The sequence below is a fragment of the Paenibacillus tepidiphilus genome (assembly GCF_008635795.1).
Taxonomy (GTDB): domain Bacteria; phylum Bacillota; class Bacilli; order Paenibacillales; family Paenibacillaceae; genus Paenibacillus_AQ; species Paenibacillus_AQ tepidiphilus.
Genome location: NZ_VWRQ01000027.1, coordinates 51412 through 72325, shown reverse-complemented (window position 1 = coordinate 72325; position 20914 = coordinate 51412). Strand labels below are relative to the sequence as shown.

Here is a 20914-nt window from a genome sequence, read left to right as displayed (position 1 = left end):
GTTAATATCAGGTATGCTTTACTTGGAAAAGTAACCTTAATCAGGAGGTGCGGTGTTGGACAGTAAATGGGGCGGATTCGAGATTACGCTTGAGGGGGTTATGAGGAGACAGGGATTCGACCACCGCCGTCTGGCACAAGCGGCCCAGCTCCAGCAGCATCAGCTGCAGCAGTACATCGCCGGCAGGGTCACGCGCCCGGACCTGAATGTCCTCGCCCGGATTTGTGCCGTGCTCGGCTGCAGCATCGGGGAAGTGCTCCGATATGTTCCGCCGGCAAGCGATGCTGCAAATGACGTCATGAAGATTATGGAGCGGTACACCACCGGGAAATTGGCTAAAATGGCGGATGTACCGGCCAACACGGTGCGCTTCTATGAGAAGGTCGGCTTAATCTCTCCTGCGGAGCGTGCGCCTAACGGTTACCGGCAATATACGCCTATGCATCTCGTACAGCTGCGGGTATGCCGTCTGATCTTTATGGAACCGTATGCCGGCAGGAAACTGAGAGATTCCTCGCGTACCGTCCTTGAAGCGCTGAAAGAGCCGGATCTGCCCAAAGCATACCGCCTGGCAGAAGATCATCTGCGTGTGGTCGAGCGGGAATATGCCGCTGCCCTGGAGACCGCATCGCTGCTCAAGAAATGGACTGAACGCCGGGAATGGCCCTCCAACGGGCGGCAATACGGTCACAAGGAAGCGGCCGCCATGCTGGGGGTAACACCAGAAGTAATCCGCAACTGGGAGCGGAACGGTCTGATCCGCGTTCCCCGTGCCGGCTCCAGACATTCTCGCCTGTATGGCGAAGCTGACATCGCCAGATTGCGCATCATTTACATGCTGCGGCAGAATAACTACAGCATCGCGGCAATCCGGCGCAGCCTCTCCTCTTATGACAGCGGGAACGGCGGCGGAGCGGTGCTCGCTTTGAACCAGCCGCAGGATGAAGAGGAAATAGAATTCATGAGTGCGGGAGATCACTGGCTGGAGGTGCTTGAGCTGTTCTCCCACCGGGCGCGGACGATCAGACAAATCGTTCTGGAGGAGATGAATAAAGGCTCCAGTTGCGCACCACCATCTTGACCCTCTGCACTATCTGTATCAGACGCAGCCTTCATCGCCATGTTCGAACAAATAAATATTAATGACTATACCTTACGTTGTGCAGGAGTGATGAAATCGGATGTGGGTCATTTATGCTTTTGGGTCCGCACTGTTCGCCGGTATAACTGCCGTCCTGGCTAAAATCGGAATCCATAACACGGATTCTAATCTGGCAACGGCATTGCGAACAGTTGTTGTACTGTTATTCTCCTGGGCATTGGTCTGGATTGCCGGTTCAGCGGATACAATACCTTCGATCTCCGGCCGGACTCTGTTGTTCCTGCTACTGTCCGGGCTGGCCACAGGAGCCTCATGGCTCTGTTATTTCCGGGCACTGCAGCTCGGCAATGTCAACAAAGTGACGCCGGTCGATAAGAGCAGCACGATTCTTACCATCCTGCTTGCCTTCGTCTTTCTCGGTGAAACTCCGAGTGTGGCGATGTGGTGCGGCATTCTGCTCCTGGCCGCCGGAACCTGGCTGATGATTCAGCGTAAGAGCGGCGAAGCCTCGGTTCAAAGCCGGTCCTGGCTGCTGTATGCAGTTCTGTCGGCAGGCTTCGCCGCGCTGACGTCAATCCTTGGCAAAATCGGCATTGAGGACATTGAATCGGGCCTGGGCACCGCAATCCGCACCATCGCCGTGCTGGTAATGGCGTGGGGAATTGTTTTCTACCAGAAGAAGCATCGCGAGCTGCGCTCCATAGAGCGAAGAAGCTGGTGGTTTCTCGGATTGTCCGGGCTGGCCACCGGATTATCGTGGCTCTGTTATTACCGCGCTTTGCAGGAAGGTCCGGCAAGCCTCGTGGTTCCGATTGATAAGCTAAGCATCGTCGTCACCGTGGCATTCTCCTGGATGGTTCTCAAGGAGAAGCTAAGCCGTAAAGCATTCGCCGGATTGCTGCTGGTTGTCGCGGGAACGCTGCTCATGCTGCTGTGACTCAGTGATCCCGGTTCACGATATAATCGAGCAGATGCCGCAGACAGGCAGTCTCGCGTTCCAAGCCGTCCAGCGCTTCCATGGCCAGACAGTAATGGTCCCACATCGCCTTGGCAGCGCCCTCACGCCCCAGGATGGATACGAAGGTCGAGCTGTTATTCTCCAGGTCCTTGCCGACCGGCTTGCCGAGGAGCGACTGTTCTCCCTCCAGGTCCAGCAGATCATCTCTGATCTGAAAAGCGATCCCTGCATGGTAAGCGTACTTCTGCAGGATAGCTATCTGCGGCTCCGGGATACGGGCCAGCATGGCCGGCATCACCAGCGCCGCTTCAAAGGCGGCTCCGGTTTTATAGAAGCACAGGGTATTCAGCTGCTCCAGCGTCAACGCTGTCCCCTTGGACTGGAGATCCATCGCCTGCCCCTTGCAGATATCGGCCGTCTTCCCGGCGGAATAACGAATCATTGCCAGTACAGTGGCTGCATCGAACCCTGTCAGTGATGCCTGCTCCTCCATCGCCTTCTGGATCAGCAGCAATCCGGTCAGCTCGGCCGCCGCGCTGTCATGGACCATATGAAGGGTGGCCCGGCCCCGGCGTGTAGGCGCATTGTCCTGCGTCGGAAGATCATCGAAGATCAGCGAAGCGGTATGCATATACTCCAGGGCCTTGAGCAGCGGCATAATCGCCTGCTCGGGCAGTCCGTATTCCTGAACGCCCATCATCCAGGTCAGAACGGGCCGCAGCCGTTTCCCGTCACCCGCCAGACTATAGTTGGCTGCTGCGGTCAGCGGTTCCCGCATTCCGGCGGCAAGCGTATCCGGTGCTGACAGTGGCAGCCGTGCATTAATCCGGTCACGTACCGTCCGGACCGCTGCTGCGAAATCCGCCTTCTCCTGGCGGCTGCGCTTAAGCGCGGTTACCACCTGGTCGCGGAGCAGCTTGTCAAAGAACTCTACATCCTGGGCTTTCAGCACCAGGCGCTCCAGTCCCTGCCTGAAATGCGGCATACCGGAGGCGAAGATATCCATGAACTCCGCAAACTTCTCCTCGCCCAGACGCTGCCTGTAACGCTTCAGCCCGTTGACGGCACGCGACAGGATCACCTCACGGGCATGCGGCTCTCCTTGATAAACTTCATGCAGCAAATAGGAAATAACCGCAAAATACATCTCAAACGGATTGAGCAAATCGGGACGCTGCTTGCGGTATTGCAGATAATACGTGTACGGTGTTACAGCACCTGCAGCCAGATCGTCCGTCATATCGGCCAAATCGTCGGACAGCTGGTTATAGATTCCATAAGCAAATGCCCGCTTTTCAAAGCCTTCATCCGCTGCCGCCCCGATAACCGGGCGCACAATCAGCCGCGAGGAGGCCGATTTCAGGATGACGGGCAAATATAGCTCTTCATTGCTATAATTAGCATTCGCCAGCTCCTTGGTCCTGTCGGTCTCCTGCGCATGAAAGAATACATACGCCTGCTCGAAGAATGCAGCCTCACGCTCCGGCTGCAAATGTCGCTTAATCGTTATGAACGCTTCGCCGAGTTCGGCATGCACATAAGCGATGAACCCTTGCCCGTCCTGCGGCCAGCTCTCCAGACCGGGAACCTCTCCAGTCAGCAGTGCAGTGCGGATCATTTGCGTAAACTGCTGCTTCTCCCCGCCATTCAGCACAGGCGAATCCAGAAGATCGTCGATGAACGGATACGTCAAGCCGTAGCTGTAGCCCAGCCTGAGCCCTTCATCCAGCCGCCTGGACCTTTCAGCAGGGGGCGCACCGTCCCCCAGCTCCTCCAGGACCTGCATGGTAACCCCGATAATAATCTTGATCAGCTTGCGCTGGGCGTGCTCCGCATCCATCCCCTCCGGGAGATGGGCAGCGACTGATTTCAGCTTGCCGATCAGCCAGATCGCTGCCGCTTCAACGCCTTCCTTCTGCGCCCAGCGGTAGAATCCGGCCAGGCTGACCCAGTCTGCCTGCTCTTTCGTGCCGCCTTCACCGGAGGCGAGCAGCTGCTTCTTCAGATCACCGGCCAGCCTCCGGATGCGGCTGTCCGTGCCGGGAGCATCCAGCGTCTGGCCGAGATCTCTGAGATAGGTGTACGAGACGCTGCGGATCAGGTAATCGTCCAGCTTGCCCGCATAGTTCAGCCACTGAATATACTGGCGGTAATTGCCGGTATCCGGCTTGCCACCGCCGCGGAAATACCGGAGCAGCCTGCTCTCACGGCGGACATGCTGCCGCTTCCAGATCTGCATGCTCTCCGTCAAAGCGGGAATAAAGGTCTGATCCGCCACATGCCGGCTCAACGTCGCGAAATACGCTGCAGCCTTTCGCTCAGCGGCGGCATACCAAAGTTCGGCGGTCTTATGGGTAAAGTTCTGGCTTGGAATTGTTTGGCTCATGAAGTTATACCTCTGTCTGAATTTGGGATTGGGCAATCATTCATAGAAATGTTGATTCTCTTCATACGGCGGACCTTCCGTTTGGTTACGGAACGATACAAACAGGGACAACCGAGCGGGCTGTCCCTGTACCGTTCTATATCATTGTATGCGCCGTGTTATCAAGAATAACATGGATTCAACAAAGCTATTCAGACGCTGAATCGTGGAATGAAAGCTCATCCCCGCAATCGGATTTACGGGCCGCTTTGAAGAGCGGGCCGTCTTTCTTGGTCACCTCATGCTTCCCGAGGCCTTCCGGGCGGCAGAGCTCCAGGGTGATCCGCCCCTTCTCCTTGAGCGGATGGCGCACAATCCGCGCCTCCGCCCGGGGCTGGCTGCTGCGGGCCACAGCCATATAAATGTACTTCTCGTCTTCATACGGTGCGTCCCCGTCCTTCAGCTGGCGGTGGAGCCGGCTCCGGGGCACGCGGGCCTTGAAGTGGCACCAGTCGCCGGCGCCCATCGGACAGAGTGCCTCATGCGGACAAGGCGCCACCAGATGCCCGCCGCGCTCCAGCAATGCGCTGCGCGCCATTAACAGGTTGGCATACCCGGCAGGCGTGCCCGGCTCAACGAGCAGCAGCAGCATGTCCGTCGCCTGCCACAGCTCCTCCACCGTCCGCTTCCGGTCGCTGTCGCTTAATTCATTCAGTACATATGATGCGACAACCAGATCCGCGCGCGAGGCCACCCGATCCTGCACCAGATCATGCCGGTGCCAGCCTGCCTCGCGGAGCGCCGCGGAATGAGACTCCTTCATCAGTCTCTGGCCGATGCTGCGCATGGCCTCTTCTCTCTCCAGGCATTCTACCCTGTCCAGATGCAGCAGTGCGTTCGCCGCCCAGGAAGCGGCGCCTGTTCCGGCCCCGACATCGAGCAGCGACCGGGGCTGGCAATCCGCCAGATCCAGGGCATAGCCGAGCGAGGCATGCACGGCCCCGTAGGTGGCCGGCATCCGGGCGATCGAATAAGAGACCGCTTCATTCTCGCGGGTCAGGAGCCTTTTGCCTTGGCCGCTCTCCAGGCGGTAGCGGCTGCTGATCGTCTGGGCGTCCTGCTTCAATTGTGTATGCTTTAAGCCTTGGGATTGCTGCTCAATGGCCAATCTGAGCTCGTAAGGCATTTCCATCCGTGTTCTCAACTACTTTCTGTAAGCTTGTTATAAATGCTGCAGCGGGAGCCGTGTTCCTCCAGAAGTGTATCATACCCGCCGGGAAAACTCATTACAAATTCATGTACATACAGATGCTGATACTGCTAAACAAAATAGCTTGGCAGATTTGTCAAGTTATATTACATTATACAAATAGCCAATGGTTATAGTATCCTTTTTATCCGTTTTATCCTATTACATTCCATGTTAAGGAGGGAGTTACTTCTGGACAGTATCCGCGTGCAACAATCTAACCGGCAAATGATCAAGCTTCTGCTTAGCACGGTTACCGGTAACTTCGGCAGCGGAATCCTGTCTTTCGTTATCGGATTATTAATTCTGAAGCATACCGATTCGGCGCTCAGCTTTGGCATTTCGCAAATTATCGGGCCCCTGGTCAGCCTGATCCTGCTGCCTGTTACCGGAAGCATCGTCGATAAATTCGACCGCAAGAAGATTATTGTTGCTGCTCAATGTCTGAGTATTGCAAGCCTGCTGGTATACGCCCTGTTCATATCTCTGGATGGGCCGGAGCAACTGATTTATACATACTTGCTGTTAGTGCTGCTGAAGATATCAGACCAGTTCCTGTCGACGGCATCTACCGCCTCGGTTGTTCATATGGTGATGGAAGAGCATATCCAGAAGGTGAAGTCCCTGCAGCAAAGTCTGGCTTCCCTGACCCTGGTCTTCTCTCCAATCGTAGCGGCGTTTCTGTATGACGCCCTTCCCCTTACTTACATTGTGCTTGCCGAAATCGGTCTGGAGGTTATAACCATCCTCTTCATCGTGTCGATCAACTTTCGGTTTACAGCCCCCGGCGAATCGCCAGTGCAAGAACAGCCGGAGAATACGGGCATACTTGTTTTGTTTAAAGAAGGGCTCACCTTCATATTTCAGGCCAAACAACTGGTCTTCGCCGTACTCTTCTCCATGGTAATCAACTTCATGCTCGGTGCGGTTAACGTGGGGCTGCCCTATATGCAAATCCAGGTGCTCCATTTCTCGAATTATGTATATGGCTGGACAGAAGCCCTGCTGTCTCTGGGCATGATTCTGTCCGGTGTGGTTCTGTCGATGTCCAGGGAGAGCCGTCATCCGCTGCATCTGTCCTGGCTGATGATTAATGTCATCGGATTGCTGATGCTGGTGTTTGGCTCTTTGCTTGGCAACGGCTTCGAACAGACCGTTCTGATTGTGATTGTCTGTTTATTCAATTTGTCACTGGGTCTGGTGGTCACCTGGGCGAATGTGCCTGTGGTCATTTGGATGACCAAGCAAATTCCGACGCAATATCAGGGACGTGTATTCAATATTATTAATACCGGTGCACAGCTGCTGGCGCCTTTGGGAGTTCTCCTCTTTGCCCTCCTGTTTGATTACGTCGCCGGATACTGGGTGTTTATAGGGGCAGGTGCGGTTATTCTAATGATTTCGCTGTTATATCCTCTGGTATTCAAAATGAATCTGAAAGACAACACCTTGTCTGTGGCCAAGGATGTCTCCGTTCAGCCGGGACAGTGAGCAGGAGCGGTTAGTCCCTTTTTTAGGTTAAAAAGAATAACCCCGGCCGCATCCGCAGCCGGGGTTATTCTGTTGCCGCCCTCGCTTATGAAGGAGTACCCTGCAAAATATCGCGCAGCCGCTCCCCGATCTGTTCCGTGCAGACGCCGCCATGGTAAGTGATGACGGTATCAAGCTCCAGCGGCTGGAACCTGGCGACGGATTCCAGGGCAGTCTTGTGGTCCAGCGTGAAGCCGGAATCGAAGGGCAGCAGCACGCCGTCCCGGGAGGTCAGGGCATCCCCGGTAATCAGCGTCTTGCTGGGAAGATGATACAGGGAAATATGATCCGGGGTATGGCCCGGTGTATACAATACCTGCAGCCCTCCGGCATACGGCAGAAAGTCGCCGTCCTGCAGGACGATATCGACTGGCACCGGCGGAGCAAGTTGCTGGCTCTTGATAAGCGGCAATTCACCGGCCAAATAAGGAACAGCGGCTTCATGCGCCAGCACCTGGACTGATCCTCCAGTGGCCTCAAGCAGCTCCGGCAGGCTGCCGATGTGGTCCCGGTCCTGATGTGTAATGATAATCTTGCTCAGCTTGTGCAGCGGAAAGGCTTCCTGCTCCAGCACCTGACGGATCAGCTCCAGCTGTCCGGGAACGCCCGTGTCCACCAGTATGGCTTCCTGTTCATCCCATAGCACTACGGGATGAACCGTAAAGACGCCTCCGTTCACTTGCATTTCCAGGGTTATCGCTTTGATCCCTGTACTTTCTGTTATTGTCATGTCTCATCACGCCCCTCTCATGTTTGTCTATTTCATCTTATCAAGGGTGCGCTTGCTGTCAAATATTATTCTGCAGTCTGCTCCGTCAGTGCCGCATTCAGCTTCAGCACATTGACCCGCTTCTCACCGAAGAGTCCCAGGTCCCGGCCTTCGGTATACTTGTCAACCAGAGCTTCCAGCTCTGCCGCCGGAATGCCGGTCAAGCCGCTGATTCTCGGAATCTGCACCCTTGCCCCCTCCGGGGAGATATGCGGATCAAGACCGGAGCCGGAGTTCGTAACCAGATCTACCGGCAGCTCGCTCACCGGCACCTCCGGGTTTCCTGCCTTCCACCCGGTTACGGCATCCGCTGTGCGCTGAAGCATATCCGGATTGCTTGGCCCATAGTTATTGGAGCCGGAGGCCTCGGCTTTGTACTCAATGCTGGAGATCCGGCTCTGGAAGAGCGCCGGATCGGTAAATGTCTGCCCGATCAGGGCGGAGCCGATGACCTTGCCGCTGCTGTCCTTGAGCAGGCTGCCATCCGCCTGCTTGGGCATCAGCAGCTGAGCCAGCCCGGTCGAGAGAAGCGGATAGACCAGCCCGCACAGGACTATGAATATGAGGGATAATCTGATGACAATCAGAAGATAGGATGCGGGTGAGATTCTGTTCTGCTCTGTTGGTTGCGCGTTCGCATTAGCCATTGTTTATACATCCTTTCGTTAAACGGTGCGTCCATCTTAAATCCAGAGGCTTACCATTAAATCAATCAGCTTGATGCCCAGGAAGGGAACGATAATGCCCCCGAGTCCATAGACAAAGATATTGCGCCGCAGGAGACTTGTCGAGCTCATCGGCTTATAGGATACGCCCTTCATCGCCAGCGGGATCAGCAGAGGAATGATGATTGCATTGAAGATCAGCGCGGACAGAATTGCCGAGCTTGGCGAGCCGAGCCCCATGATATTCAGCCGTTCCATCTGCGGGATCGCCAGCGTGAACATGGCCGGAATGATGGCAAAATACTTGGCGATATCGTTCGAGATACTGAACGTGGTCAGCGCGCCGCGCGTCATCAGCAGCTGCTTGCCGATGGCGACCACCTCGATAATCTTGGAGGGGTCGGAATCCAGATCGACCATGTTGGCCGCTTCCTTGGCGGCGGTGGTGCCGCTGTTCATCGCCAGCCCGACATCGGCCTGGGCGAGTGCGGGAGCATCGTTGGTGCCGTCCCCGGTCATCGCCACCAGCTTGCCCTCCTGCTGCTCACGGCGGATAACCTCGATCTTATTCTCCGGCGTACTCTCGGCGATAAAGCCGTCTACGCCGGCCTCTGCCGCGATGGTCGCTGCGGTAAGCGGATTGTCGCCCGTACACATAATCGTCCGGATTCCCATCTTGCGCAGCTCATCGAACCGCTCCTTCATTCCCGGCTTGACGGTGTCCTTGAGATAGATTAGCCCGTAAATGGTGCTGTCCACGGCGACGGCCAGCGGGGTCCCGCCCTTCCCGGCAATGCCGCTTGAGAGCGTCTCAAGATTCTCCGGAACGCTTCCGCCTTGGGCGTTAACCCACGCCTTGATGGAGTCCACTGCGCCTTTGCGCACTTTGCGCCCATCCGCAAGGTCCAGTCCGCTCATCCGCGTCTCTGCTCGGAATTCAATAAATTCCCCTTGGTCGGCCAGACCGAAATCATAGCTGTAGCCCAGCCTTTTCGCCAGCTCCAGCACCGACCGGCCTTCCGGCGTCTCATCCTTAATGGAGCTGACCGCTGCCCATACGGCAACCTCTTCTTCACCGGCCCCGCCGGCCGGAATGAACTCGCTGGCCATCCGGTTGCCGAAGGTAATCGTTCCTGTTTTATCGAGAATCATGGTGTTGATGTCACCGGCCGCTTCTACCGCCTTGCCGGACATGGCCAGCACATTGAACTGTGTGACCCGGTCCATCCCGGCAATCCCGATGGCGGACAGCAGGCCGCCGATGGTCGTTGGAATAAGACAAACCAGCAGCGCAATCAGGACCGGAATTTCCAGGTCCACATTCAGGTACGCCGCGATGGGACGCAGCGTGACCACAACAATCAGGAAGATGATGGTCAGACTGATCAGCAGCGTATTCAGCGCGATCTCGTTAGGGGTCTTTTGGCGCTTGGCACCTTCGACCAGAGAGATCATCCGGTCCAGGAAGGATTCGCCCGGCTCACTGGTGATTCTGACCTTGATCTCATCGCTGACGACCCGCGTACCGCCGGTTACCGAATTGAAATCGCCGCCGGCCTCCTTGATGACCGGAGCCGATTCGCCGGTAATCGCCGATTCGTCCACGGAGGCCAGACCTTCAATGACTTCGCCATCGCCCGGGATAAGCTCGCCCTGGCTGACCACGACGATATCTCCTTTGCGCAGCTCCGAGGAGGAGACGACCTTGATGCCACCGCTGCTGAGTTTATTGGCGGCAATGTCCTGCTTCGTCTTCTTGAGCGTATCCGCCTGGGCTTTGCCGCGGCCTTCGGCCAGCGCTTCGGCGAAGTTGGCGAACAGCACCGTGAAGAGCAGGATGACAAGGACGGCGATGTTGAAGCCCACCGCATCCTCCGCTCCGAAATAGCCGGGAGCCAGCACCATCAGCAGGACGATCAGTGTGCCCAGCTCCACTACGAACATCACCGGGTTCTTCATCATGGTGACGGGATTCAGCTTGATGAAGCTGTCTTTCACCGCACCGCGGAGGATGGGTCCGGTCAGGAGCTTCTTCTTCTCTACTTTACTCATCTTCGTTCTCCCTCTCTTACCATAAGGTCAAATGTTCGGCGATGGGTCCTAGTACAATTACCGGCAGGAATGTCAGTGCGCCGATAATCAGGACGGTGCCGATCAGGATGCCGGTGAACAAACCGTTATCCGTGCGGAAGGTGCCAATCGTCTCCGGAACGGGCTGCTTCTTCATCAGTGAGCCGGCCACTGCAAGCAGGGCGATGATGGATACATAACGTCCGAGCAGCATAACCACACCGGTCGTCACGTTCCAGAAGACGGTATTATCGGCCAGACCTTCGAAGCCGGAGCCGTTGTTCGCCGCCGAGGATACATATTCATACAATACCTGGGTCAGGCCATGGTAGCCGGGATTGGAGATCGAGCCTTGCCCCAGATCGGTCAGAAATGCAGCCGCCGTCGGTGCCAGAATGATCAGCGGATGGATCAGAATCGCCACGGCAACCAGCTTCATCTCCCTGGCCTCGATCTTCCGGCCGAGGAATTCCGGTGTCCGGCCAACCATCAGTCCGCAGAGGAAGACGGCGAGAATCGCGTACATCAGCATGTTCATCAGGCCGACGCCTTTACCGCCGAACACATTGTTCAGCATCATCAGCGCCAGCGGGGTAATGCTGCCGAGCGGTGTCTGCGTATCATGCATATTGTTGACGCTGCCGGTGGTTGCCGCCGTCGTCACCGCTGTAAACAATGCGGATTGCGGCACGCCGAACCGAACCTCCTTGCCCTCCATGCTTCCCTGCGAAACATCGACACCCATGGCTGTAATCTGCGGGTTGCCCTTCATTTCGGCATAGTAGTTCAGCGACAGCAGCAGGACGAATAAGGTCATCATGGCGGCAAAAACACCCCAGCCCTGGCGTTTGTTCCTGGCGAACAGCCCGTACATATAAGGCAGCGACGCCGGCAAGGTCCACATGGCCAGAATCTCGATGACATTGGTCAACGGGGACGGGTTCTCAAACGGATGGGCCGAGTTGGCCCCGAAGAAGCCGCCGCCGTTCGTGCCCAGATGCTTGATCGACTCCAGCGACGCTACCGGTCCGATGGCGATCTGCTGCGTTCCCCCTTCAAGCGTTGCGACCTCCATGGTTGGCTTCAGCGTCTGCGGTACCTGCAGAGCCACCAGCACCAGGGTCAAGAACAAGGCCGCCGGCAGGAATATGCGGGTATGCGCCTTGACAAAATCCTCGAAGAAGTTGCCCAGCGACTTCTGTCCGGTGATCCCCCGCACGAATGCGGCCGCCACCGAGAAGCCGCTCGCCGCCGAGGTGAACATCAGCATCGTGATGACAATGATCTGCGAGAGATAGGACAGCCCGGTCTCCCCGCTGTAATGCTGCAGGTTGGTATTCGTCATAAAACTGACCACCGTATTAAAGGTCAGACTCTCTTCCATCCTGCCGATGCCGCTGGGATTAAGCGGCAGCGCACCCTGCAGCCGCAGGACGAGATAACCGAATGCAACCAGCGCCACATTGGTGGCCAGAAAGCTTAGCGCATATTTTTTCCACGACATGCCTTCACGCCTGGATAAGCCGCCGAGCTTGAATATTCCGCGCTCGATGCCGCCGAATATCCGGTCCGTACGGTTCGCCTCACCCGAAAATACATTATACAGATAGGTGCCTACCGGTTTGACCAGCAGCACCAGTATGGCTATAACTACGATAATTTGCACAATTCCCACAATGGACCCTCCTTAAGTAAACAAAGCCGCCATACCCTGAGGCGATTCTAGAATTTCTCCGGGTGTATCAGGGCGTAAATCAGATACAGGAACAGCAGCACAGTCGCGATGATGACCAGACTCATTGTTCTCTGCCCCCTTGACTGCCCGCCACATGCCCGCACCATTCGGCAAAGGCCGCGAACAATCCGAAGACTGCCGCAAGCGATACGATCATGTACACATCCATCATGTTCTTTTCTCTCCTCTTCTGCTGGATTCATCTCTTGTAATAGCCAACCCTTGAATCAATTCCGGTTAAGCGTAACATTTACGCCATATGTTCAGGATTAGGGTTTGCCCGGGAAGAATTAAGATTGCATTAAGCTCATTCCTCCTCATCCTCATAGCGGCCGACCCGCCGCAGGTAAGCCCGGTCATAGTGGACCTTAACGGCAAACATCACCACACAGAGGATGGAGACCAGACCTACATTTTGCAAAAATTCATTCATTCCGCAGCCTTCTTTCGTCAGTCAATCTGTTCTGTGAGTCCTGGATTCAGATTAGCACCGGAGCTGTAAATTTAGGGTTAGGGTTCAGCGGAAGCCATAAAGAACGCCTTAAGATATCCTGAACGGACTGCATCACCTAGCGATGCCTGAACACCTGTACAAATCCCGCAAAGCAGATACCCGAACACGCAAAAAAGCCCCACAGCGTGGGGCTTGGCCTGTAGCAGATTCAGAGTATCAGGGTATTGATCCTCTATAATGCCTGAAGCGCCTTATCCAGATAGGCTGATACCTAAGGGGTTCTTGATCCCAGTAATAATCCGCGGCTATATTTAAGTACTCGTGTCGTGAATGGGTTTATAGTTAATCCTCACGTATCTCAGAGTCAGGGTATTCCTACTATCGGACGAATACGGGGAGGGTGAAACTTTATACAGCCTTAGGATCATCCCCGGCTTGGAGCATGCGGTATCCGACGCCGATATGGGTCTGGATGTGTTTGATCTGCGAAGGGCCTTTTTCGATCTTCTTCCTCAGCGTGGCCATGAATACGCGCAGTGCCGGGACGTCATAAGTGGAACTGCCCCATACCTCGCGCAGTATGAAATTATGGGTCAATACCTTGCCCACATGCTTGGCCAGGAGGCACAGCAGCTTGTATTCGATGGGCGTAAGATGGATTTCCTCTTCGTCCAGCCAGGCGCAGCCTGCGGCATAGTCGATCCGCAAATTGCCGTTGATAAATACGGCAGCGTCTTTCGGCAGCTTCTCGCTGTCATAGCGGATACGCCGCAGCGTCACCCGCAAGCGGGCAAGCAGCTCCTCCACGCTGAACGGCTTGGTTAAATAATCGTCCGCCCCTGCATCGAGCGCCTCGATTTTGTCGCGGTCCTCACTGCGGGCGCTGACAACGATAATCGGCAGATTGGACCAGGCGCGCACCTTGCGGATAATTTCGACTCCGTCCATATCGGGCAGGCCCAAATCGAGTATCATAATGTCCGGCTGTCTGGACACGGCCTCCAGTATAGAGATCTCTCCTGTCTCAGCGGTGATATATTTGTACCCCTGCGTTTCCAGCGTTGTACCGATCAGCTTGCGGATTGGCTTGTCATCCTCCACTACCAATATCAGCGGTTTATTCATGCATATCCACCTCCTCAGCCTGCAAGGTAAAGCTGAACACCGTTCCTTGCGGGATATTGTTGCGCACGGTCATGATGCCGCCATGGGCATCGACTATTGATTTACACAGGAACAGACCCAGCCCGAGGCCCCGTCGTCCGTCTCCGCGCATATTGTCAGCGGTATAGAACATGTCGAACAGCCTCTCTTTCGCTTCATCCGCCACCCCCGGGCCGTTATCGGCTACCTCTATGACCGCCATCCGCTCCACACGGCGGGCCGATATCAGGATGTCCGAGCCAGGCTGCGTGTATTTAATGGCATTGTCCACCAGATTGATAATCACCTGAATGATCAGACGCGGGTCCATCCGCGCCATCAGCAGCTCGTCGTCAAGCTCGGTCCGGATGGTATGCTCGGCCCCTGCACGGTTGATATGCAGCAGCGCCTCGGCAATGACGTCCTCCAGCAGCTCCGCCTGCAGCTGCAGATGGATCGTATCGTTGTCAATCCGGGATATCGACAGCAGATTCTCCACCAGATTATACAGCCACATGGAATCATCATAAATATCGGTATATAAGCCGCGCTTCTGCTCCTCGTTCAGCACTGCCGAATTGCCGATCAGTATTCCGGCATTGCCCGAGATGCTGGTCAGCGGCGTCCGCAGATCATGGGAAATCGCCCGCAGCAGATTGGCGCGCAGCTGCTCCTGCTGGATTTGCAGCGAGATTTGCTTTTGCCGCTCGCTTAGCGTTTCTTTCTCCAGCGCCAGAGCGCTTTCGTCCAGCATGGCGATCATCAGGCTCTTCTCGAATACATCGAGCGCCTCCTCCTGGTCGCCGATGACGACGGCGGCCACGGCGAACACGGTATCGCCGCTGCGGACCGCATGATACAGGCACTTGGCGGCGGAGAAGGTATCTGTAGTCGCCCCTGCACGTTTATTATTGCGCAGGACCCAATCAGCAACTGCGCGTTCATTGGGTCCGGTGAAGGGCCCGGCATTACCGTCTGACCCTGCCTTAGGATAGAATTGCGGTGCAGACAACCCGTCTTTATCCGTGTTGTATATAATGACGCTCCGCTCCAGCAGCTTGGTCAGCTGCTGCGCCGTCTCGTTGATGATGGATGGGACATCTCCTGCCTGCTGCAGAATCCGGTTCGTCTCCAGCAGCACCTCTGTCCGGTAAGCCTTCTGAGCCGATTGCCGGGCCTGATCCTTGACCCTCTTGGTCAGCGTTCCGGTTAGGAAAGACGCCGTCAGCATTACGGCAAAGGTAATCGGATATCCCGTGTCATAGGCTCTTAACGAATAATGCGGCTCGGTGAATAAATAATTGAACACCAGCACACTCAATATGGAAGCAGACGCACTGTATAGGCGGCCTGAAGTGACCATAGCAATCAGCAGTACACCCAGCAGGTACAAGGTAATGATATTGGCTTCCCGTACTCCCAGCCATTGAAACCCCAATCCGGCGGCTGTGCAGACAGACAGAATACCCAGCGTCTTCGCGGCCTCCACACGTGAGAATGCAGGGGTCTGCGCGAACAGTGGCTTGCGCCGGAGCACCGGACGGGCGGAGTCCGAGTCGGGAATGATATGAATATCAATGTTCGGCGCCAGTACGGTCAGTTTATCGACAAAGCTGCCAGCAGGAAGCCAGCTCCGCCGATGCCGGGATTTCCCCATGACAATCTTGGACACCCGGCTGGCCTGGGCATACTCGGCAATCTGCACCGGAATATCGTTACCGTACACCGTCGCGACCTGGGCGCCAAGCTGCTCGGCAAGCCGCAAATTACGCCTGAGCTCAGTCTTGGAGCGCAAATGCAGTTCCCGGGTCTGCGGGGTCTCCACGAACAGTGCAGTGAAGCGGCCGTGAAAAGCGTCAGCCATCCGGGCTGCGGTGCGGATCACCTTCCGGTTTGAAGCGGCCGGGGACAGACAGACCAGAATATGCTCACTTGCAGGATAAACGCCGGGCTTGGTGCTTCCGGTGATGTGCATAGCGCCCCGGCCCACCCGGTCTGCGGTGTACCGCAGCGCCAGCTCACGCAGGGCAATCAGCTTGTCTTTGACAAAAAAATGCGACAGCGCCCTCCGGGCCTGCTCCTCACGGTATATTTTCCCCTTGTGCAGCCGCTCGATCAGTTCGGCCGGCTCGATATCCACCAGCTCGACCTGCTCGGCGCTCTCAAACAGGCTGTCGGGAATCCGCTCCCTCACGGAGATGCCCGTAATGGCTGCCACTACGTCCTTCAAGCTTTCAATGTGCTGGACGTTGACGGTGGTGTAGACGTCAATGCCGGAACGCAGCAGCTCTTCGGCGTCCTGGTATCTTTTCTTGTGCCGGCAGCCTGCGAGATTGGTATGGGCCAGCTCATCCAGCAGGACGAGATCCGGACGTCTGCGGATCGCGCCGTCCAGGTCGAACTCGTGCTGGACCCGGTCCTGACGGAACCGTTCCAGCGGCGGCAGCTGCTCCAGCCCTTCAAGCAGCGCCGTCGTCTCAGGCCGGATATGCGGCTCGATATACCCGGCGACCACGTCGACTCCGTCCCTCATCAGGGTGTGGGCATCGCTTAGCATGGCATAGGTCTTGCCTACGCCCGCTGCATAGCCAAAAAATATTTTTAACCGGCCTCTTCTTGGCGGGCCCGGTACGGCTAGACCATGCCCGGGCAAGGGTCCGCCGGTTGATTGATGCGTCGCCATTTCCCCGTAACCTCTTCTCTGTCTGGTTCTGTGCTCTTTTGTGATATGACTTTATCTCTAAACAGTCTTGATCTGCCGTGCTGCGAAGCTAAAGCTCCGCTCTGTTTGTAGCGCTAGTATACCACTCTTGAAATCTGGATAGTGTTATAAGTTTGCCCCCCGTATTAAGATTGCATTAAGATCGGGGTTCCGAATACTGCGATGTTCCACTTGTGATGTTTCGTGTAGGCTGCAGGCTACCCTATGCCCGTTTGTGCTCAGCAAAAGTAAATTATTCACTTCCCTTTCACTACCGGATACGGTACAACTGTATGTAAAAATAAAAATATCGGTGTTTAGGAGAGGATTCATTTGAGAACCAAGCCTGTAATTGGAATTACTCCTCTGGTGGACGAGGGCAGAGACAGCTATTGGATGCTGCCCGGTTATATGGAGGGGATCGCGGCGGCCGGCGGGATTGCGGTGATGCTGCCGCTTGCGCATGAAGCGGAGGATCTGCCGGTATTGCTGGACAAATTGGACGGGCTGCTGTTTGCGGGCGGGCATGATGTCTCACCGGAGTTGTACCAGGAGCCGGTGCGTGAGGTTTGCGGCGCACTCTGTCAGGAACGCGATGTTCTGGAGCAGCGTCTATTCCAGCTTGCGCTGGCGGCAGACCTGCCGATGCTCGGCATTTGCCGGGGGATTCAGCTCTTCAATGTTCTGCTCGGCGGCACGCTGTATCAGGATTTGCAGACGGAAGCCCCCGGTGTGCAGATTCATCAGCAGAAGCCTCCCTACGATAAACCGCTGCACCCGGTGAATATTCCAGTGTCCAGTCCGCTCTACCCGATTGTCGGCACCTCCAGACTGGAGGTCAACAGCTATCATCATCAGGCGGTGCGTACCAAGGCGCCGGAGGCTGAAATCTCGGCTACGGCAGATGACGGCATTATTGAAGGTCTGTACCTCCCCGGTAAAAGATTTGTCCACGCCGTGCAATGGCATCCGGAGTTCTCTTACCGCAGTGATCCTGCAAGCCTGCAGATCTTCCAGGCGTTTGCGGCGGCATGCAGTGAATACCAGAGCGAAGCCGCCGGGCGCAAAAAGCGGACCTGATGCTGCTTCGCCAGAAGCTGGGCATTCGTCCGCTTTCTTAAGCCATAGAGCGACACGGGGCCTCCTAGAAGCCCCGTCCCGTCCCGGACCGCATCATATATCGGGTTGTAACGCCCGCCGCGCCAGTGTTTTGCGGCGCAGGCTGTAGCTGACTGCTGTTACCGCAAAAGCGGCCAGCGCGATGAACATCGCCGTCCAGGGCAGCGCGGCTACCCCGGCTTGCTCCATGGCAACGCCGCCGATGGCGGAGCCAAAGGCAATGCCGAAGTTGCACGCCACCGGATTCAGCGACGCGGCGAAGTCGCGCGAAGCCGGAGAGCGCTCGACGGACAGCTCAATCAGATAGAGCTGTGCAGTCACATTGAGCAGGCTGGATACCACGCCGCACAGGAACAGCACGATCAGGCCGGGCACATGGAGCGGCGCCGCAAAATAAAACACGGCATAAATGGCGGCCTGCACCAGAAACACCACGCGCAGCCTGCCGACCGCGTTGCCGGAAGCAATTCTTCCGCCCAGCCAGGTGCTGAAAATGGTCGCAACGCCGTAAGCCAGCAGCACTCCGCTTACCGCTGACGGCGGCACGTGCATGTAGTCGTCCATCAGCGGCCGTATATACGTATACAGCGAGAAGACCGCTCCGATCCCGAGAATCGGGATAAATAATGCCAGTAGAATACGCCCGTCTGCGAGCAGTCCAAGCTGCTCCCTCAGCGAGGCCTGCGAGCCCGGCAGATGGGCCGGAATAGTAAGCGCATTAAGGATAAATGCTGCCGCTCCCATCAGGGCGGTCAGTACGAACGCCGCCGGCCATTCCCAATGCTGACCGACCCAGGTGCCGATCGGTACTCCGAGCACATTGGCGATACCGAAGCCGCCGAGAATGTAAGCTACCGATCTCCCCTGCCGTTCCGGTGCCACCAGTACGCTTACAGCGGACAACGCCAGCGAAATGCTGAGCCCGCATAGAATGGCCGTGACAATCCGGGTGACCAGCAGCCAGAAAAAGGTGGTCGAAGCTGCGCTGAGCAGATTCAAGGCGACGATCAGTGCAAGCAGCGTCAGAATGGTCTTCTTCTTCGGAAACCGGCTCACGAATGTCATAAGCACCGGTGTTCCCAAGCCGTAGGCGAGCGCAAAGCCGGAGACTAACGCACCGGCGGCAGCGACCGTCACCCGCAGCGATCCGGCAATTTCAGTTAGTAGTCCGACAATAATATACTCCGACGTGCCCAGTACAAAAGCCATTAAAGTAAAGGCGGAGACTAGTGCGGTTTGATTCGTTTTTTTCATAAAAGCTCCTTAAACTTATTCAAATAGAAATGCGAACGGATCGTTGTCTGAGCGGTTTACGTTGGCATGCTTTACTTCTGCAGTTCCATAGGGTACGGCACATAGTGCCGCGAGCAGAACGGATGCGCAAAGAAACAACCACAGCAGTAGTCCGGTTATTATCCACATGCCTGCTCCTCCCTGTTATGCGCATGTATATGCGTAATGGCTTCCGCTACAGAACGGACCACATGGCTGGCACTGGACTTTACGTCCGGATGGGCACCGGCCATGACATAGCTATGCTCCGTCAGTGCGAACATCGACAGGTCGTTGAAGGAGTCTCCGATGCAGGCGATTTCCTGCGGTGCGAGTCCAAGGGCATCCATCAGGTGCTGCAGACCCGTGCCTTTGTTGACGTTCAGCGGCATGATGTCGAGGACGTCTTTTTCCGAGGTGAACGTTTCGATCTGGCCGGAGAATGTGCGCCGCAGTTCGGCATCCAGCTCCAGCAGTGTTTCGAGCTCGCCGAAGAAGGAGATTTTGCAGCTGACAAGCTTCCCGCTCTCCAGGTCCTGAACAAGCTGTGCATTTGCGGTACACTCCGTCATGATCCGGGCCTCGACCGGCTGTGTGTCCGCGTTGCGTTCCTCCGTATAATATGAATCGTCTGCGCAGTGCACGAAATGGAGCAGCCCTTCGCAGGCTTTGCCTGTGCGCATAATTCCTGAAGATACTTCCGGTGCAAAAGCGGCATGGGATACCAGTTCCTTCTCCTTCGTATAAATGGTGGCCCCATTCTGGCCGACGGTATAGTATTGCCCCTCGTATTCAGTCATCAGCTGCATGATTTCGGAGTGCATTCTGCCCGAAGCCACACAGAAAATATAGCCTTCCTCAAAAGCCGACTTGACCGCCGCCCAATCTTCGGGCGCAATATTCCTTTGCCGGTCCAGCAGCGTTCCATCCAAATCCGACGCAATCAGTTTAATCATCGCTATCATCCTCCGGTACTAAAATCAGTTCTACTTGATGCTCCTCGAGTAGTCTCAGCATATCCGCTTCCGGCTTCCGGTCCGTAATCAGCAGGTCCACGGCGTCCAGACCCGCAATCCGGTAGAACATCCGGTTATCGAACTTCGTATGATCCGCCAGCACAATCACCTGCTCCGCCCGTTTGATCATCTCCCGCTTAACCACACCATCCTCCTCATGCGGAAAAGTCAGCCCTTCTGCGGTTATACCGCAGGCGCCCAGAAACAATTTGTCCACCCGGTAGTCGGCAAGCTTGTCGACCGTCGCCTGGCCATACAGAAACCGGTGCTTCGGATGCAGCTCGCCCCCCAGCAGGTATGTTCTGACCGCAGGCTTGCGGGAAAGCACGTCGGCAATATCTATGGAATTCGTTACGACCACGATATCATCTGCGGTAATATTCTCTGCCGCGAACTGGACGGTGGTAGAGGCATCCATCAGCACATGGTCCCCGTTCTTGATGAGCGAAGCCGCACACAGGCCGATCTCCCGTTTCTCGCTGGACTCCCGTTCCAGCCGCACTTTATATTCAAAGACCTCCACTCCGCCCTTGGGAGGCAGCACCGCCCCGCCGTGGGTACGCAGAATCAGGCCGAGTTCTTCCATTCTTAACAGATCTCTGCGCGCGGTATCCCGCGATACCTCGAATCGCTGGCAGATCTCTTTAATATCAATCCGCTGATGACGGGTGAGGTATTCGGATATCGCCTGCATCCGTTCTTCCTGAAACATAGGCATTTCTCCTTCGCAAATTCGCATTCATGCGTTTATGTAAGCAATTGTACT

Annotated in this window: 17 protein-coding genes; 4 read left to right on the top strand and 13 right to left on the bottom strand. The window is 56.1% G+C overall.

The window, feature by feature from the left end; translation table 11 throughout:
• Window positions 1-55: 55 nt before the first annotated feature.
• The gene (locus F1379_RS25880) at window positions 56-1081 is read left to right on the top strand and encodes a MerR family transcriptional regulator (protein ID WP_150275362.1); all 1026 of its coding nucleotides are present in this window, start codon (window positions 56-58) and stop codon (window positions 1079-1081) included.
• Between the two features lie 100 nt (window positions 1082-1181).
• Complete coding sequence (locus tag F1379_RS25875; protein ID WP_150275361.1) at window positions 1182-2039, top strand: EamA family transporter; 858 nt, start codon at window positions 1182-1184, stop codon at window positions 2037-2039.
• Between the two features lies 1 nt (window position 2040).
• On the opposite strand, the gene F1379_RS25870 is transcribed toward F1379_RS25875, so the two are convergent.
• Window positions 2041-4446 (bottom strand): polyprenyl synthetase family protein, encoded by a 2406-nt coding sequence (locus tag F1379_RS25870; RefSeq protein WP_150275360.1) that lies wholly within the window; start codon window positions 4444-4446, stop codon window positions 2041-2043.
• A gap of 187 nt (window positions 4447-4633) precedes the next feature.
• The gene (locus F1379_RS25865) at window positions 4634-5617 is read right to left on the bottom strand and encodes a small ribosomal subunit Rsm22 family protein (RefSeq protein ID WP_150275359.1); all 984 of its coding nucleotides are present in this window, start codon (window positions 5615-5617) and stop codon (window positions 4634-4636) included.
• 264 nt (window positions 5618-5881) lie between these two features.
• Here F1379_RS25865 and F1379_RS25860 point away from each other — a divergent pair, with 264 nt between their 5' ends.
• Entirely contained in the window at window positions 5882-7165 is a 1284-nt protein-coding gene (locus tag F1379_RS25860; RefSeq protein ID WP_162551290.1) for an MFS transporter, read from the top strand.
• Window positions 7166-7250: 85 nt separating this feature from the next.
• Here F1379_RS25860 and F1379_RS25855 read toward each other — a convergent pair whose 3' ends face one another.
• The 8 genes from F1379_RS25855 to F1379_RS25825 form a co-directional block, all read right to left on the bottom strand.
• Window positions 7251-7934, bottom strand: a complete 684-nt coding sequence (locus F1379_RS25855; RefSeq protein ID WP_239004813.1) for an MBL fold metallo-hydrolase — start codon at window positions 7932-7934, stop codon at window positions 7251-7253.
• Between the two features lie 65 nt (window positions 7935-7999).
• Window positions 8000-8620, bottom strand: coding sequence for a potassium-transporting ATPase subunit KdpC (gene kdpC / locus F1379_RS25850; protein WP_150275357.1), 621 nt, complete (start codon window positions 8618-8620; stop codon window positions 8000-8002).
• Between the two features lie 36 nt (window positions 8621-8656).
• Entirely contained in the window at window positions 8657-10690 is a 2034-nt protein-coding gene (kdpB, locus tag F1379_RS25845) for a potassium-transporting ATPase subunit KdpB (RefSeq protein ID WP_150275356.1), read from the bottom strand.
• 16 nt (window positions 10691-10706) lie between these two features.
• Window positions 10707-12383 carry a potassium-transporting ATPase subunit KdpA gene (gene kdpA / locus F1379_RS25840; RefSeq protein WP_150275355.1) on the bottom strand — a complete coding sequence of 559 codons (1677 nt, stop codon included), beginning with the start codon at window positions 12381-12383 and terminating at the stop codon, window positions 10707-10709.
• Between the two features lie 47 nt (window positions 12384-12430).
• A complete protein-coding gene (gene kdpF / locus F1379_RS30760) occupies window positions 12431-12508 on the bottom strand; it encodes a K(+)-transporting ATPase subunit F (protein WP_420850535.1) in 78 nt (25 codons plus the stop codon).
• A gap of 242 nt (window positions 12509-12750) precedes the next feature.
• Window positions 12751-12876, bottom strand: a complete 126-nt coding sequence (locus tag F1379_RS30595; protein ID WP_275262660.1) for a hypothetical protein — start codon at window positions 12874-12876, stop codon at window positions 12751-12753.
• A gap of 429 nt (window positions 12877-13305) precedes the next feature.
• Complete coding sequence (locus F1379_RS25830) at window positions 13306-14022, bottom strand: response regulator (protein WP_150275353.1); 717 nt, start codon at window positions 14020-14022, stop codon at window positions 13306-13308.
• Window positions 14015-16723: a sensor histidine kinase gene (locus F1379_RS25825; RefSeq protein ID WP_150275352.1), complete on the bottom strand. Its 2709-nt coding sequence runs from the start codon at window positions 16721-16723 to the stop codon at window positions 14015-14017. The genes F1379_RS25830 and F1379_RS25825 overlap by 8 nt, the downstream gene beginning before the upstream one ends.
• Window positions 16724-17074: 351 nt before the next feature.
• Between F1379_RS25825 and F1379_RS25820 the strand changes: the two genes are divergently transcribed.
• Complete coding sequence (locus tag F1379_RS25820; protein WP_150275351.1) at window positions 17075-17821, top strand: gamma-glutamyl-gamma-aminobutyrate hydrolase family protein; 747 nt, start codon at window positions 17075-17077, stop codon at window positions 17819-17821.
• 93 nt (window positions 17822-17914) lie between these two features.
• Here F1379_RS25820 and F1379_RS25815 read toward each other — a convergent pair whose 3' ends face one another.
• The 3 genes from F1379_RS25815 to F1379_RS25805 all read right to left on the bottom strand — a co-directional run bounded on the left by F1379_RS25815 (window position 17915) and on the right by F1379_RS25805 (window position 20860).
• Window positions 17915-19114 carry an MFS transporter gene (locus tag F1379_RS25815; protein ID WP_150275350.1) on the bottom strand — a complete coding sequence of 400 codons (1200 nt, stop codon included), beginning with the start codon at window positions 19112-19114 and terminating at the stop codon, window positions 17915-17917.
• A gap of 158 nt (window positions 19115-19272) precedes the next feature.
• Window positions 19273-20088 (bottom strand): Cof-type HAD-IIB family hydrolase, encoded by an 816-nt coding sequence (locus F1379_RS25810; RefSeq protein WP_162551289.1) that lies wholly within the window; start codon window positions 20086-20088, stop codon window positions 19273-19275.
• A complete protein-coding gene (locus F1379_RS25805; protein ID WP_150275348.1) occupies window positions 20081-20860 on the bottom strand; it encodes a DeoR/GlpR family DNA-binding transcription regulator in 780 nt (259 codons plus the stop codon). Before F1379_RS25805 ends, F1379_RS25810 begins: the two co-directional genes overlap by 8 nt.
• Between the last annotated feature and the right edge of the window lie 54 nt (window positions 20861-20914).